The organism is Fictibacillus sp. NRS-1165, from assembly GCF_050468105.1.
GTDB classification, from domain to species: domain Bacteria; phylum Bacillota; class Bacilli; order Bacillales; family Fictibacillaceae; genus Fictibacillus_C; species Fictibacillus_C terrinigri.
The window spans coordinates 1-15,573 of the sequence record NZ_JBDPNU010000074.1 but is presented as its reverse complement, the minus strand read 5'-3'; the positions used below and the strand labels follow the sequence as shown (position 1 = coordinate 15,573).

Below are 15,573 nucleotides of genomic sequence, written 5' to 3'. Positions count from 1 at the left end.
TATTGGACAGCCCCTTTTTTAAGTATGATGTTGTGTTTATCCACTGAGAAATGATTAGGAAACAGGTTCTGCGAGTACAAGTTTGGAATATTTAGAGTCAGGGCCCGAACCCGAAGCCGCTACCAGTTCGTTCAATTCCTCTCTTGCAGCTTCTACCGTATCAAAAGTTTCAAAGAACTTTACCCTGATCTGATTGACGTACTCTCTTCCTTCATAATGTTCCGTGAGTTGAATTTTTACATTGTCGTTTGTAACTTTGGCAATCGTGTAAGTTGCTTTTACTTTATCAAAAAAGTAGAAATCATAGGTTTCGACCGGCTCCAGTCCTTCCCCTTTTACAGTGGTTTGATAAGTGTCTTTGTTGGTTAACACAATATACTTACTCACATAATCACCTCAGTTTTAAAGTAGTATTTCTTAATGCGTTGTATTTTGTATACCATAAAGGTATCTTACCTTCGAAAAGAATAAGAATCAATAGTTTTTAGAATATTTAGTAAAATAGATTGATTTTATTGTTTTTTCTATTTTTCTGCTCATATTTAGCATTTACAATTAAAAAACCGTTAGTTATAATCAAAACTATATTTACAAGTTTCAGAAAATTGTAACATTTTAAAACTTAGAGAGAGGTGATTGTATGCCATTCGTTCGTTTGCTTCAGGATGGCCAATTGTATGAACAAGAAGTAAAGGAAAATAGCAATCTGGTAGTCTTGGCTGGTATTAAAGAATTTCCAAAACTGCGTTATGGTTGTGGAATGGGGAAGTGTACCAAATGCGTATCTCAAGTGGTTAAAGGCGCTGAAACCCTTGATCCGCCGAATTGGAAGGAGGAAAAAATGCTGGGGAAACTCCTAGAAGAGGGATTTCGTTTAACGTGCCAGCTTACAGTTAAAGGAGATTTGGAATTAGTACAAGAAAAAAATTTTAACACAAAAGGTATACAATATTCCACAGCGGTAAATCGTTAATTGTTACTAACCCCCAATGTATAGGAGGAGATGTCGTTTGAGTGTATATGTTTTAGCAGATATGACGTATCCAGAAGTGCAGCACGCTCTATCCACCATTGATCTGGCGATTATACCTATTGGAGCTCATGAACAACATGGCCCGCATCTTACCGAGAACTGTGATGCGGTTTTAGCTGAAAAAATGGCCATTCGCTTGGGAGAAAGACTGTATCCCCATGCCGTTGTTGCTCCTACTATCAATATGGGCGTTTCATCCCATCATTTGAACTTTCCAGGAACTATCGCTCTTCAACCGTCCACTTTAATTTCACTTATCCATGACATCGTTTATTCTTTAAAACAGCACGGTATCACTCAGTTTTTATTGTTAAATGCCCACGGAGGCAACCAGTCTACCTTAAGTGTTGCCAGTACGGAATTGTCGCAAAAACTAGGTGTAAAGATCTATTTCGCAAAAACGACTGGATCTGCAAAACATTCGATTCAACGCCATATTCACTCTCCACTATTTGGTCACAGCTGTGAACGGGAGGTATCTGAAGCCCTTTATCTGGCACCTTCTATTGTAAGATTGGACAAGCTCCAAAAAGGGGCGATCAAAGAAGGGACTTGGAAATATCTTCGCCCTAACAGTCCTGTACAGGGTCCTTATCAATATGAGGAAATGACAGCGAATGGATGTATCGGCGATGCCACTCAAAGCAGAGAAGATATAGGAAGAGAAATAGTAGAGGAAGCGCTAGAAAATTTAGAACTAACATTAAAAGATATTATCGGCACGACCATTAAGGCTCAGTAGAATCACCTACTTTCAACCAATAGAGGGGTGCTAGGTATGACTTTGACACTTGCACATGGTATGTATGCAATTGTTACAGTGTCTGTAATTATCATCATGCTTTTTCGAAAGGGCATTGTTTTACCGACGCTATTAGGAACTTTACTTGTTGCCAGTATTTACACAGGATCGTTCGTTGGCGGTCTGAAGGCAGTGTTTAATGCAAACTTGGTTGCCGCAAAAGAGTTATTCAGTATCTTTTTGATCATTACGTTTATGGTTGCTCTGCTCAAATCTCTTAAAGACTTAGGAGCCGATCAAAAAATGATTGCTCCTGTTCAAAAGATCATGGTTAATGGTCATATTGCTTTTCTTTGCCTCGCGCTAATCACTTATGTTGTATCTTTGTTTTTTTGGCCGACCCCAGCGGTACCTTTAATTTGTGCACTGCTGGTTCCTGCTGCGGTAAGAGCAGGCCTTCCCCCTATGGCTGCAGCGATGGCGGTTGCTATGGCAGGCCAGGGTATGGCGTTGTCATCCGATTATATTATGCAGGTAGCTCCAATGCTTAGCGCGAAAGCTGCCGGCATTCCAACTGCTGCTGTCGCTTCCAAGGTTCTATTTCTTTCCCTTATTACAGGTTTTACAGCCCTAGGAATTACGTATGTTAGAGAAAGGAAAAATATCAAACAGCCTAATTACGCTCCTAATCTATCTTTAATTGACAGCATGTCTAATGACCAGATGAAAATGGAAGAGGAAATTAAATCTGAAGTTTCAGCCGCGTCTGAAATGTATGTTTCAGAAAAAGAGCGGAACAGATGGGGAAGTATCTTTGCTGTGGTTGTTCCACTTTCCATGCTAGCAGTTATGATTTATATGTTCTCCATGAAATTTTCCGGGAGTAAGATGACCGGCCTTGAAGGCGGGGACGGAGCCGCTTTTATAGGGGGTGTCGCCATTGTTCTTCTTGTTCTGGCCAGTGTTTCCTTTGGAAGATTACACGCATTTGAGAAGATTAGTGATCATATTACGGATGGTTTTGTGTTCGCTTTTCGGGCTATGGGGCCTGTTATCCCAATTGCAGGATTCTTTTTTCTGGGCAGTGGTGATTTTGCTTCCGCTATACTTTCTCTCCCAGTCGATGCTTCTAAACCTGCTTTTTTGTTTGATATTGTTCAATCGGCCCAGAACCTTATTCCCCAAAGCGGATTTATAACCGGGTTTGGTATTTTAGTTATTGGAATCATAACGGGTTTAGATGGTGCTGGTTTTGCCGGTTTGCCTTTGACTGGTGCGTTGTCGGGAGCCCTTCACCATGGGACAGGTGTTGATCCCTCAACTCTTGCTGCGATCGGTCAAATGGGAGCGGTATGGACAGGTGGGGGAACGTTGATTGCCTGGTCCTCTTTAGTAGCTGTTGCCGGTTTCTGCGGAGTGTCTGTCATTGAACTAGCGAGAAAGAATTTCTTTCCGGTGCTCATTGGATTATGTGTTGCTACGTTAGCCGCTTTACTTATTTGGTAAAAAATAGTTAGAAAATTCAATAAAGTTATTGACAGCGGTCGGTAGGCAGGGTTAGTATAAACTCAAATGGTATACCAAATACAATATACCGAGTGAACTATTTTAAAGGAGGAGTTAAAAATGGCTGAATTATTAACAAAAGATGAGTTTCGTAAACAGTTGGAGGAAGCAATCAAGGGCAATCATAGTCAAAAGGCGCCTTTTACAGAAGCATGGGCCACTGGAAAACTATCACGGGACCATTTTGCCAGATGGGCAGAGAACCACTATCACTATGTCGGACCATTTGCTGATTATCTAGCTTATATTTACGCTCATACTCCGGAGAAGTACACAGAAGCGAAGGATTTTACCCTTCAAAACATGTATGAAGAGGAACTTGCAGCAGACAGGCATACCGATCTTCTGATCCGTTTTGCGGAAACGTGCGGAACAACCCGGGAAAGAGTGGAGAATCCAGAAAACATGGCTCCTACCACATTAGGATTGCAAAGCTGGTGTTACTCCATTGCTATGAGAGAAAATTTCGTCGTTGCAACTGCTGCCCTGGTCGTTGGACTAGAATCCCAGGTCCCGGATATCTATCGAAAGCAAACACCAATACTAAGAGAAAAATATGGATTTGACGACGAACAAATTGAATTTTTTGATTTACATATTGTGTCTGATGAGATTCATGGGGAACGGGGCTACAAAATCGTTCTGGAGTGTGCGGACACGGTAGAATTGCAGCAAAAATGTCTGGATGTCGTTAGAACAGGAGCCAAAATGCGCAGGATGTACATGGACGGCCTCTATAACACATATGTAGCTAAGGACCTTGAAACCGTCCAATCCTAAGCCGATGTTTTTCATGTAAACAAGCAAATATCAGGCAGTTTCTCCAATAGAGAGGAACTGCCCTCATTTTTAATTGAAGCAAGGAGGTAACACCGTGCCAACAACTACAGCAGTAAAATCCTTTGGAAACTATATTAATGGTGAGTGGCTGACCGAAGAACGTGTATTTCCAAGCATTAATCCGGCAGCTAAAAAAGAAGTTGTCGGTTATTTTCAAGCATCAAGTGAGAATACGGCAAAAAAGGCGTTAGATGCAGCAAGGAAAGCTTTCTCCTCATGGTCTTGCACAGCACCTTTCAAGCGTGCGGCCATTTTAACAAAAGCAGCTGATATTCTGGACAGCCGCTCCGAGCAAATTGCTGAAGAACTGACAAAAGAAGTAGGAAAACCATTTGGAGCGAGTTTAAATGAAGTAAAACGCTCTGCGGAAACCCTGCGATATTATGCAGTGGAGGGTGTCAGCTATACGGGAGAAACATTTCCAAACGATGACCCCAATCTAAGAGTTTATACCGTAAAGGAACCATTAGGAGTAATCACCGTCATTACGCCTTGGAACTTTCCTTTATCCATCCCTGCCAGAAAGATTGCCCCTGCATTGATAACCGGTAATGCGGTTGTGTTTAAGCCATCTTCCGACTCTCCATTGGTCGGTTACAGATTGGTGGAAGCACTGCATGAGGCCGGTCTTCCTAAAGGCGTGCTGAATTATGTCACCGGCTCTTCAAGAGAAATTGGGGAGATTTTGGTCAAACATCCCGCGGTCAGGGGAGTCACATTCACCGGATCCACGAATGCAGGAGAACAAATCCACCGTTCAGTATCACTAACAACGAGAACACAGATGGAGCTTGGGGGCAAGAACCCGCTGATCGTAATGGAGGATGCCGATTTGGATGAAGCCGTCCAATTGACAGTGAATGGAGGGTTTGGTTTAAGCGGGCAGGCGTGTACAGGTACGAGCAGAGCCATTGTTATGAAAAGTATAAAAGAAGAATTTACGAACCGGCTTGTTCAGAAGGCGAAAGGGCTCAAGATTGCTGATGGGTTCACAAAAGGGGTATCTATGGGACCGATGGCCAATGAAAAGCAATTAAAGAATGTTCTCGACTATATACACATTGGCAAAAATGAGGGCGCGACGCTGCTTTGTGGCGGAGAACAGCTAACGGGTACAGGGTATGATGAAGGATTCTATGTAAGCCCGGCAGTTTTTACCGATGTAACTCCCGGGATGAGGATCGAACAGGAAGAAATTTTTGGCCCTGTGATCTGTGTAATTGAAGCCGATGATTACGAAGAAGCAATTTCGATTGCAAATAATGTGGAATACGGTCTCTCCGCTTCCATTGTGACCAAACAGCTAAACTATATCGAACGCTTTGTAAAGGAAGCCGAAGCCGGGACCGTAAAATCCAACCGAACCACTACGGGCAATCTCATGAATGCACCGTTTGGCGGTATTAAAAAATCAAGCACGTCGACATTCCGTGAATCTGGAAGAGTGGGCCTGGAATTTTTTACACAAACCAAAACCGTTTATTTTGGACATTAGAATGGGACAGGGGGAACATCATGAAAAAGACTATGAAACTTGAATTGAAGGAAGCAAGAATAATGATGGAAGCGGCTAAAAAAAAGGCAGAAGAAATCAATGTGCTTGAAACGATAGTCGTTGTCGATGATGGCGGATACCCCATTCTCCTGGAAAGGATGGATGGCGCGAGGATTACCGGTCCAGAAATTGCTATTGCCAAGGGATACACGGCTGCCGGCCACAAACGGTCCACACATCTGTTTAATAAAGAACCGAACGGGCCTGCTTTACCAGGAAATGAAGCGTTTGGTATACAGCATATGCTCGACGGAAAGTTTGCTATTTTTGTAGGGGGATTCCCTGTCGTGGTCAATGGTGAGGTCATTGGAGGAATAGGCATTAGCGGAGGCAACGGTGAACAGGATACAACGGTTGGTGTTGCTGCTCTTCAAGCATTGAAGGAAGACCTCTCCAAAGACGGATATGAAGTCGTGGCAACCGCTGATATAAAACGATAGGAGAAAGGGCTGCCAGTTAAGGGAGGCAGCCCTTTGGTGATTACCGTCATTTTCGAAGGGGGATTTGTATGAAAGCTTATGTGGATTTATGTGTTGGCTTTGCAAGGACAGGGGTGACTGGGTACGGAGGCGGCCCTTCGATTATTCCATTAATTCAATATGAAGCCGTAAAGAAATACAAATGGATGAATGAAGATGAGTTTGGTGAAACATTGGCCTTGGCGAATACACTTCCAGGTCCCATTGCCACGAAAATGGCCGCTTATATCGGGTACAAAGTGAAGGGATCAGCGGGTGCGGCTGTGGCCATCTTGGTCCATATTCTCCCTTCGAGCATTGCCATGATGGTCCTTCTTGGATTTTTATATTCGTTTCGGCATTCTCCTGTCGTAAAAGGGATGGTAACCGGAGTGAGCCCAGTCATTGGTGTTATGCTTGCTGTTTTAGCGTTTCAATTTTTAGCGAAGAGCAAAAAAACGATGGGAAACAAGTGGATGGTGGTGCTTGCTATTGTGTCTTTCCTTTTGCTTCAAGGCATCTCCCTGCATCCTGGTATTGTCATTGGCTTGTTTTTAGCAGGTGCTTTTATACTATCAACCTATAAGATCAAGAAAGCTCAAGGATGGAAGCGGCCTGTTATGCGAGAAAGGGAACGGCAGCTATGATATATTTACATATTTTTTGGGCCTTCTTTGTCGCTAACTTGCTTGGCTATGGAGGGGGGCCGTCCACGATTCCTTTGATCCAAAATGAAGTGGTACAGCATTATGGCTGGATGACAAATAAAGAATTTGGAGATTTGCTGGCTATGGCTAATGTTCTGCCCGGCCCGATCGCAACAAAAATGGGAGGTTACATCGGATATGAGGTAGGAGGAGTGTTTGGCTCCATACTGGCATTGTTTGCAACCATAGGTCCTTCTGCAATTGCGGTCATACTTTTGTTTGCGTTTCAAAACCGCTTTAAAGATGCATTGCAGATCAAATGGATGACACGGTCCGTTCAACCGGTGATTGCGGTCCTTCTAGCCGTACTTGCATACCAGTTCTTATTGTCTGCTTTTGAGGAAATGGGCTGGCTGCACTTGATTCTGCTCGGCGCGGGCAGCTACGTGGCCATGGAAAAGATAAAAATTCACCCAGCCATAGTCATTGTCGCTTCCCTTTTTTATGGAGGGATTTTTCTCTCCCACATATGAAAACATTGGAAATATTGTTTCTTTAGATAAAACAAGATATAATTGGTATACAATTTTTAGACAGTAGGTGGGTACATGCAAAGCAAGTGGGCCGAAGAAGACTTACTCTCAATTCGTGAACGTGCATACCGTTATTTAAAGGATATGATTTTAAATGGCGAGTACAAAGCGGGCGACCGGCTGGTTGAACGGGAATTGGCTGACAAGCTTCACATCAGCAGAACGCCTATACGTGAGGCGCTCTTCCGCTTGGAGTCCCAAGGATTTGTGAAAACGGTTCCTCGTAAAGGAGTCGTGGTCGAACGGATCAGTGAAGACGAGGTAGTGGAAGTATTTACGATTTTATCATCTTTGGAAGTGCTGGCTGCAAAGCTTGCTGCTCAAAAAATGGATGACAAAACACAGTTGGAGTTCGATCAGGTCATCGTAAAGCTGCAAAATTTGGATGGGTTAACAGAAGCGGAAGTGTCGAAGCTTCATTTGGATACAAATCAGATCCTGCATAAAGCTGCAAAGAGCCCCAAGCTATACGAATTGTTGACTGGCCTGACGGATTACATTCGAATTTTCTCCAATACGAGTTATGAGACTCCAGGGAGAAAAGAAGAATCCATGAAAGAACATTTAGAAATCATGAAGGCTGTAAGGAATAAAGATGTGGAAATGGGAGAGTACTTAACAAAAATCCATATCGAAAATTCAAAGAGAGCCTACATTAATTATGTGAAACAAAATAAAAAAGGGTAGAAAACGAAGATTATTTCGTTTCCTGCCCTTTTTTAAATGCCGATCACCACTGGCGAAAACAAATGGGTCAAAGCTTTGATGACACTCATGGAGACAATATAGCTTGATTTTGGGTTTTCAGGAAAAGGTGTATTCTGAACTTCAAGTTTGATGCTGCCGAATTTTCCAGTAGCCCTGACTTCATGTGTATTTTTGTCGATAGTAGGATCCACGTATACCTTCACTTTTGTTTCTTTAAATCCAAGGCCAGCGAGACTAAGTGCAGCGGAAACATTCACACTTTCAGGAAAAATCCTGGCTGACTCATTTGAGTTTCCTTGAAACACACAGACTGGCTCCTTTAGGGATGTAAGGTCGACTTTCTCTTCAACGAAGGTCCCTTTCCAAGCCCGCGGGGGTTTTCTTGTGACTAGTGTTACACTTTCCAACTTTCCCATTGAAGCCGCTGTTATCCGGTCAAGGCCGCCAATGGCTGCAGATGGAATGATTAATTTGGTTCCATTCGTCTTTGCGGTTTCTTTTAAAGTATGTAAAAGGGTTTCATCCCTCAAAGCACCCACCGAAACGATGATCAGATGGGCACCAGATGCCAAAGCTTTTGCCCCTAATGACTCCAGGGCATTATGGCCGGCTGCTTCGATAATGACATCCAACCCGCTTGCAAAAAATTCATCTGCGTTATTCGTAAGTATACACCCTGAGTTAGGAATATTCCGTATCTTTTCAGGGGATCGAACAAGGATTCCTTTCAAGGTGGTCTCGCCTTTAAAATGATCCTGAAAATAGGAAGCAATATCCTGACCGATTGCTCCGTAGCCAATGAGACCAACATTTATCAACTTTTACACCCACCTTCACAGAATAGTACTTGGTATACTAAAAGTATAACCGATGGGAAGACAGGGTCAATATAAATCGCAAAAATAGTGCAAATATTATAAAAACTCATTGTTTTATAGGGGGCTTAATGGTATATTGTATACCATAAGAGAATGGGGAGGTTTAAAACCATGCCGAAACTTCATTTTATTACCAGTGATAAAGAGTTTGAAGTACCTGATCATTCAAGTGTGTTGAGAATGTCCTTGCGCTATGATGGGGATCTTCCAAACCGCTGTGGCGGGGGAACATGCGGGACATGCGTGTGTAAAATTGAAAGAGGTTTAGAAAATGTGGATCAAGTGAAACCTGCAGAGAAAAAAAAACTAGGTGAAGAGCTTTTGGAACAAGGGTATCGGCTGGGCTGCCAGACATTTATAAATGGTGATGTTTCATTGTCATGGGATCCTGAAATCACCAAAATGGTGCAGAAGAGAAAGATCGTCAAAATGATTGCTACTAAGTAATATGAATGAAAGGGATGAAAAAGCCGTGCTCGTATGTAAAAAACATATCGTGGATGGTGTCGGTAAACTGGATGCTCCTCACGTGAAAAAGATTTTACCATTGCAACCATGCTTTTTTTGCGGAAAACAAGCACATTATAAACTTTTTTATTCTCACTCGTTTACTTATCGGAGCAAAGAAAAATCCGCCATTTGACGGCGGATTTTTCTATTTTATGAGTTTAAACAAATTCTGAAATTTGCGATCAGCTAGTTGTTGGACTTTTTTAGAGTAAAATAAATAATGGAACATATAGAATCCCCCCACCAAAAGATTAACTTCATTATAATCCATTGCTAATTGATTATCAATATCATTTAGTAAAATGGTATACCATTTGTTAAATTTTTTTATAATATCGGGTAATATTTTTATTTAATTTTACTAATTGTATACCAAATTGTTATTGAACCTCGTTAGGAATCAACTGAAAGGTAAGTATTCTCAACAATAAATATTAAAAAAAAGAAGTGTTTTCTTTGTGTGAACCTTAGTAAGTATGCTCTACTCGAAAGAGATGATTAATTAATGTAAGAATTTTATTAGCAACTTTAGAAGCATAAGTTAAAGTAAAGAAAGGGATCACAGTAATACAAAACTTAGTGATTAATAAAATTCTACAAATAATTGACGCTAGTATTAACGTTTGGTGCCCCTATTTGCGTATAGGGTAAATCAAACAAGATATGTTATATTACATATAGAGATACATACTTACCCAAAATATTGGAGATAATACAATGATGAATACCCTTTTTTTAAGATCAGGTATCCTTGCTGCTTTCGCAACTGCAATCATACAAGGGACAGTACATGTTATCATAGGTGATCTTCCGCACCTTAGTGTAAACATCATCACAGCCGTAAGCTGGTCGCTCTTTTATGAGTTAAAAGTAGCAAATAAGAAAACTACATAACGGATAAATGATTTCACTGTCCAGTTTTAGAGGTTCCTGGAACCTTCAACACGATTGGAGCAAGTCAATCATTTATTGGACCTGTTACATCGATGTAGCATCAAAGGACAAAATAATACAGTCATTAACACCAAAGAAATTAACGGAAGTTTCATCGATTGATTTAATTTAATATGCCTTCGGATATGGCATTAATCTCTCCCTTTTTTTGATATCAAAAATACTCCCCAGGAGAGGAAGGAATTGAATTAAGGGTATAGAATTGGTATATAATAAAGCCAGAATTAGCATAAGTTAATTACAAGCTGTACCCATAATAACATGGGGGAACAGCCACACGGACCGTTAAGAAGGACGGCCACCGTTACAATTAAACACTTTTAGACAAAAGAGTAATCTTAACTGTTGTGGTGGCAGGGGGGATTACTTTTTTGTCATCTCTTTGACAATAATAATCACTAAGTTGAGTAATGTTTATGCGACTATAGATATTACCATTACTTTTTCCTTAATTTAAATACATGAGTATGGTAAGGTGAAATTAAGGATTTTTTCCAACGAACCTCCGCCGAACTTTGTATCCCTTCTTTTAGACAGATTACTAAAAGAAGGGATATTTTTTTATTAACTGTTTGGCGCGTAGCAAACGAGTGAGCCAAAGGTGAACTGATAACCTTTTCACGTCAGGCACAGTTTTACGGACACATGAGGAACGTAGGGAGATTTCGTGCAAGATAAAGTTCTTAGCCCTTGTTTTGTAAGGGCTTAGAATCATTTACGAAGATATCCACGATCTCCCGTGTAGCCTACATTCATATAACCATAACCCTTAATGACCCCTTATTTTCTGATTATCATCATGCTGGATCAATTTGCTGATGATCGGAAGACTCGGCCTTCCATCGAGTTGAGAAGAGTTTAATCCAAAAGAATGCACCTCACAAAAAATGTGAGGTGCATTCTTTTTAATGTGTAGGAGGGTGTATGGTGGTATGTTAACATTCCCTTTAGGCGTTTTCAAACGCCTGTGACGGGCCTTATGGCCAACCTGGTTTGTAACGGAATTGTCAAATGACACATAGGATAGAGAAACGGAGAGAACCCACGAAAATGGAAGATAAGGCCCCTTCCAGAAACCGTGCTTTTTCCCTCTCTTTACACAAAGAAAAACCCTGAATTTAGGCTGATTTGGCCGAATTCAGGGTTTTGTTTGGTTACTTGGTTCCGGGAACTGCAATTATGTCAATTAGCTTGCGTTTTTTCTGTAAAATCTGTCTGAAACCCACCCACCCGTAGATACATATGAACACACTTTAGGCACAGTGTCATAAAATAAACAGATTAAAAAGTGAAAGTAGGTGTTTGATTGAATGTATGCTAATTCTTATAATTATGACCGTCAACAACAGGATGCTAATCTAATTAATGATATATCTCAAGCAATCAATGGACAATACAGTGCCATCGCTTGTTATCAACATTTAGCCCAGATTGCACCTTCGGAAAAAGAAAGAGATCGCATTTTAGAAATTCGCCAGGATGAGATCAATCATTATCATGTTTTTTCTGCTATCTATACACAGCTAACTGGACGACAACCAACACCACAAATAACGGAGCAATGCCCGAACGATTATATAAAAGGGCTGGAGGTTGCCATTGAAGATGAACAAAAGACGGTGGATTTTTATTTAGAGATCGCCGATAAGGCACAGACACCCTATATCAGGGAACAGTTCCGTAGGGCAGCATGGGACGAACAGAACCATGCGGTATGGTTTTTATATTTTTACACCAAGAGACATTAAATGTAGTGTTTATTTAAAAATAATTATAAAAAAACCGACTTCCTTTAAGGAGGTCGGTTTTTTTACGCTTCCGATAGCTGCCCTTATGTTAACTAGCGTGCTAATTTTACTTTTTTGTTGAACTAACGAGGCATTTAGTTGAAGAGTGGTTTCCAGATGTTTGATCAACAATACCAGCTAATAGAAGGTCAATAGATAAGTCTAAAAAAGTTTAAAACGACATGTTACAATAATAAAGAACATACTAAATAAACTTCAAAAACATGAATTTGAAGTTATTGTAATTAAAGTATTTTATTGGTCTGTATTTAAACCTTAAATGCCTCTTTACGATTTAATAATGCATAAATCCAATGGATAAGCTTATTTGCACAAGCAATGATAGCCACTTTATGCGGTTTTCCTTCTTCGCGCTTTTTATCGTAATAAGCTCTTAGTTTTGGATTGCGATTCTTCGTTATTCCACACTGCACAGCTGTATAGAGAGTTTGCCGAAGGCGTGTAGATCCTCTTTTTGTGATTTTGTTGATGGTTGCCTTAAACTTACCTGACTCAAAAACGCTTGGGTCAATTCCTGCGTAAGCAACCAACTTCTTTGGGTGATTGAACTGATCGATTTCCCCAATTTCGGAGATGATTGTGGCGGCAATCTTTCCACCAATACCGGGGATTGATCGGATAATCTCATATTCCTCAACTGCCAGGGCATCTATCTCTTCAATTAGTTGGGATAGGTGCCTTTGGTATTGAAGAAGAATTTGAATGTACATGGTGAGACTAGTGATATGACTCGAATATAAGTTGCGTTTAAAGGGGTCTCTATCGGCTGCTTCCTTTAGGTTATGAGCTTTCTCTAATGCCCAGTTATAAGAGCGTTTAGCTCCTTGTTTCAGAATCACTTCAGCGATCTGATCCACTGTTTCCTCCTTAACACCTTGTGGTGTTTGATATTGGAGTAACGTTCCTAATGAGGTGGGCGAATATAGGGCTCCGAAAACCTTTTTATATTCAGGGAATACTTGATCTAATATTGTTAGAAATTGAAGTTTTGTTTGTACGTAGGTTCCTGTCAAAGAGTCGTGTTGACGTGTTAAATTTCGCAAGTTCATCATTTTAATACTCTTTTTCTGGAAAGGTTTTAGGTCCTCGTTTTTGTAATAAAGCTCACCTAAATGAAAAGCATCAATTGCATCGGTTTTGACTTTTCTCAAACTGGCTTTTTTGGCTTCATATGAAAGAACCGGATTGACGAGATAATAAATGACTTGCTTATCCTCTAAAAACTGTAGGACAGGTTCATGGTAATGCCCCGTCGATTCAAAAACGACTGCCGGAGGTAGACCTGCAACTTCTTCAACTTCTTGATAAAAGCGATAAAAATCGTGTAGCCCCAAAACATTATGCTCAAACGTAAAGCTTTTCTTGTAAGGATTCTTCTTCTGTAAAAAGGCTTGTACTTGGGTTTTTCCTTTTGCGACATCCAGGCCAATGACCGGATCCATTCATTATCACGTCTCCTTTTTTGTTTTAGCCGGTAGCCCCTTATCCTAACTTGTAGTTTCATAGCTTCGCTTTTTATACGGGATCACGTCCCAACCAGCCTCAAACATGTTTCTACAAGTAGGGGGGTGGACAGTATTACGGACGGGATCTTGGTCCCACGGGCCAGAACGTCCTCCCCCGGCTACCTAAAGAATAACCTATAAATAGGCTAACCAGATGGAACTGGTTAACCTCATAATACGATCGGGCCATTTTGTTGAAGAAGAAGTTGTATACAACAATAATTTCAACTTTAAATAAGCGCTCATAAAACAACCCCCTTGAAGTTCAAGTTCAGAGGGTTGTTTTATTCGATTATGCAGGTTTGTATACATCGTAGATAAATCAAAGTTTACGCAAACCAGATTAATAAGGCTATTTAGAACACTCAAAGTAATTCCTTTTATTAACCTTTTTTAGTAGGTTCTTGAATTTGAAGAAGTTCAAGAAAGGTTTCTACCATACCTTTCGGATCAATCCTTTCATCTACAAAATGTTGTAAATTAAATCCATTAAAGATTGCCATTGCTGAGGTTGCTAACGTTCTGGCATCTAATGCACTTCCGACAATCCCTTCGTCTTTCATTTCTTGAATGTAAAGAGTCATAAATTGTCTCCATTCTTCCATTTGAAAAATCAATCTTTCCTTTATTTGTGGTAATTCATTTGAAATCATACATGCTTGAAGAAACATAGGAGAAAAACCCTCACCATATGCTCTGGTCGCCATAGACAAAGAGTATTCTTTAAAACCCTTTAATAAGTCACGATTCTCTTGGTTAAGCACGAACTCTAACTCTTCAAAGTAAAAAGTCATTCCACTTCTTATAATTTTCATTAAGAACTCTTCTTTGTTCGCAAAGTGAGCGTAGAAACCGCCTTTAGAATAACCAGCGTGTTTTACAACCTCATCAATGCTTGTACTAGAATAGCCTTGCTTAGAAAATAATTCAATTCCTGATCGTATTAATTTGCTAATGGTTTCTTGTGATTGTTTCTGATGATGATTTAACATAGTAAACTCCCTTTTCAAAAAAATCTGAATATTTATATTGATTGTAACACAATCCCCATTATATAATAAATCTGTCAATACCGACTAGTCGGTATTGATGAATAATAACTTATAAAGGAAGTGGGTTAACTGACTACTAGCCGGTACAAAAAAGGAGAGGTGAAGGTATGAAAATGAAATGGAAAAATGTGGTTGTAGCTGGGATTATGGGATTATCTCTTTTGGGATTTTCAGTACCAAAAGCAAGTGCCTCAATGACTCCTACACAATATTGGAAAACTGAAGATGGCCTATGGGATGGAAGTGTAACAACAGGGCAATTAAACGTTGTAGAAGTCGATTTAATGAGTCTTTATAAGGTTAATCGCAATAATAATTATAGTGAAAGATTGCCTCTCACCGATACAAGTATGCTTGCTGTACGCTTGTGTAAACCCTATGGTGCTGGCTGTACAGGATGGATTGGTTTTAGTAGGTTGGGCGGATATCCCTATGCAAGATTCTATGGTTTAGCCTTAAATCAAAAATATTATGTGGATATTCGTGACTCTTGGTCAAATTATTACTTCAAGGGAACACTCACAGCAACTTACTAATCTATGAACAAGTTACATTTTAAGGATATGATTATTAATGTTCTTACGCCTGTTCTGTTTTTTGGAATTCGAAATCTATAGCTAACGAGCAAGTAACTAGAAGAAGGAATTCTTGATTAACATATTTACTGATCTTCCACAATAGTTGAAGAGCAAAACCGATCTATTTGATGAACTGTAACCTGAAT

General features: G+C 40.3%; 17 protein-coding genes. 13 read left to right on the top strand and 4 right to left on the bottom strand.

Going from position 1 to position 15,573, the window contains the following annotated elements:
• Nucleotides 1–54: 54 nt before the first annotated feature.
• Nucleotides 55–387, bottom strand: a complete 333-nt coding sequence (locus ABHN01_RS23115; protein WP_429877489.1) for a hypothetical protein — start codon at nt 385–387, stop codon at nt 55–57.
• 253 nt (nt 388–640) lie between these two features.
• On the opposite strand from ABHN01_RS23115, the gene ABHN01_RS23110 reads away from it, so the two are divergent.
• The 9 genes from ABHN01_RS23110 to ABHN01_RS23070 all read left to right on the top strand — a co-directional run bounded on the left by ABHN01_RS23110 (nt 641) and on the right by ABHN01_RS23070 (nt 8,121).
• On the top strand, nt 641–973 hold the full coding sequence (locus tag ABHN01_RS23110; RefSeq protein WP_429877488.1) for a 2Fe-2S iron-sulfur cluster-binding protein: 333 nt from the start codon (nt 641–643) through the stop codon (nt 971–973).
• A 37-nt stretch (nt 974–1,010) separates the two neighbouring features.
• Complete coding sequence (locus ABHN01_RS23105) at nt 1,011–1,775, top strand: creatininase family protein (RefSeq protein ID WP_429877487.1); 765 nt, start codon at nt 1,011–1,013, stop codon at nt 1,773–1,775.
• Nucleotides 1,776–1,811: 36 nt separating this feature from the next.
• Nucleotides 1,812–3,281, top strand: a complete 1,470-nt coding sequence (locus ABHN01_RS23100) for a hypothetical protein (RefSeq protein ID WP_429877486.1) — start codon at nt 1,812–1,814, stop codon at nt 3,279–3,281.
• 120 nt (nt 3,282–3,401) lie between these two features.
• The gene (locus ABHN01_RS23095; RefSeq protein WP_429877485.1) at nt 3,402–4,121 is read left to right on the top strand and encodes a TenA family transcriptional regulator; all 720 of its coding nucleotides are present in this window, start codon (nt 3,402–3,404) and stop codon (nt 4,119–4,121) included.
• Between the two features lie 94 nt (nt 4,122–4,215).
• Complete coding sequence (locus ABHN01_RS23090; RefSeq protein WP_429877484.1) at nt 4,216–5,676, top strand: aldehyde dehydrogenase family protein; 1,461 nt, start codon at nt 4,216–4,218, stop codon at nt 5,674–5,676.
• 20 nt (nt 5,677–5,696) lie between these two features.
• Complete coding sequence (locus tag ABHN01_RS23085; protein ID WP_429877483.1) at nt 5,697–6,176, top strand: GlcG/HbpS family heme-binding protein; 480 nt, start codon at nt 5,697–5,699, stop codon at nt 6,174–6,176.
• Nucleotides 6,177–6,244: 68 nt separating this feature from the next.
• Complete coding sequence (locus ABHN01_RS23080; protein ID WP_429877482.1) at nt 6,245–6,841, top strand: chromate transporter; 597 nt, start codon at nt 6,245–6,247, stop codon at nt 6,839–6,841.
• A complete protein-coding gene (locus ABHN01_RS23075) occupies nt 6,838–7,374 on the top strand; it encodes a chromate transporter (RefSeq protein ID WP_429877481.1) in 537 nt (178 codons plus the stop codon). The genes ABHN01_RS23080 and ABHN01_RS23075 overlap by 4 nt, the downstream gene beginning before the upstream one ends.
• A gap of 75 nt (nt 7,375–7,449) precedes the next feature.
• Nucleotides 7,450–8,121: a GntR family transcriptional regulator gene (locus ABHN01_RS23070; protein ID WP_429877480.1), complete on the top strand. Its 672-nt coding sequence runs from the start codon at nt 7,450–7,452 to the stop codon at nt 8,119–8,121.
• Nucleotides 8,122–8,153: 32 nt separating this feature from the next.
• Here the strand turns inward: ABHN01_RS23070 and ABHN01_RS23065 are convergent, their stop codons facing one another.
• Complete coding sequence (locus tag ABHN01_RS23065) at nt 8,154–8,960, bottom strand: aspartate dehydrogenase (RefSeq protein ID WP_429877479.1); 807 nt, start codon at nt 8,958–8,960, stop codon at nt 8,154–8,156.
• 171 nt (nt 8,961–9,131) lie between these two features.
• Between ABHN01_RS23065 and ABHN01_RS23060 the strand changes: the two genes are divergently transcribed.
• From ABHN01_RS23060 to ABHN01_RS23050, 3 genes are all read left to right on the top strand, one after another.
• A complete protein-coding gene (locus ABHN01_RS23060) occupies nt 9,132–9,467 on the top strand; it encodes a 2Fe-2S iron-sulfur cluster-binding protein (protein WP_429877478.1) in 336 nt (111 codons plus the stop codon).
• 780 nt (nt 9,468–10,247) lie between these two features.
• Nucleotides 10,248–10,424 (top strand): hypothetical protein, encoded by a 177-nt coding sequence (locus ABHN01_RS23055; protein ID WP_429877477.1) that lies wholly within the window; start codon nt 10,248–10,250, stop codon nt 10,422–10,424.
• 1,370 nt (nt 10,425–11,794) lie between these two features.
• A complete protein-coding gene (locus ABHN01_RS23050) occupies nt 11,795–12,232 on the top strand; it encodes a ferritin-like domain-containing protein (RefSeq protein ID WP_429877476.1) in 438 nt (145 codons plus the stop codon).
• Nucleotides 12,233–12,540: 308 nt separating this feature from the next.
• Here the strand turns inward: ABHN01_RS23050 and ABHN01_RS23045 are convergent, their stop codons facing one another.
• Together ABHN01_RS23045 and ABHN01_RS23040 are read right to left on the bottom strand one after the other, a co-directional pair.
• Nucleotides 12,541–13,734: an IS110 family transposase gene (locus tag ABHN01_RS23045; RefSeq protein WP_429877475.1), complete on the bottom strand. Its 1,194-nt coding sequence runs from the start codon at nt 13,732–13,734 to the stop codon at nt 12,541–12,543.
• Nucleotides 13,735–14,180: 446 nt separating this feature from the next.
• Complete coding sequence (locus ABHN01_RS23040; RefSeq protein ID WP_429877474.1) at nt 14,181–14,789, bottom strand: TetR/AcrR family transcriptional regulator; 609 nt, start codon at nt 14,787–14,789, stop codon at nt 14,181–14,183.
• A gap of 167 nt (nt 14,790–14,956) precedes the next feature.
• Between ABHN01_RS23040 and ABHN01_RS23035 the strand changes: the two genes are divergently transcribed.
• Entirely contained in the window at nt 14,957–15,385 is a 429-nt protein-coding gene (locus ABHN01_RS23035) for a hypothetical protein (RefSeq protein ID WP_429877473.1), read from the top strand.
• Nucleotides 15,386–15,573 lie beyond the last annotated feature (188 nt).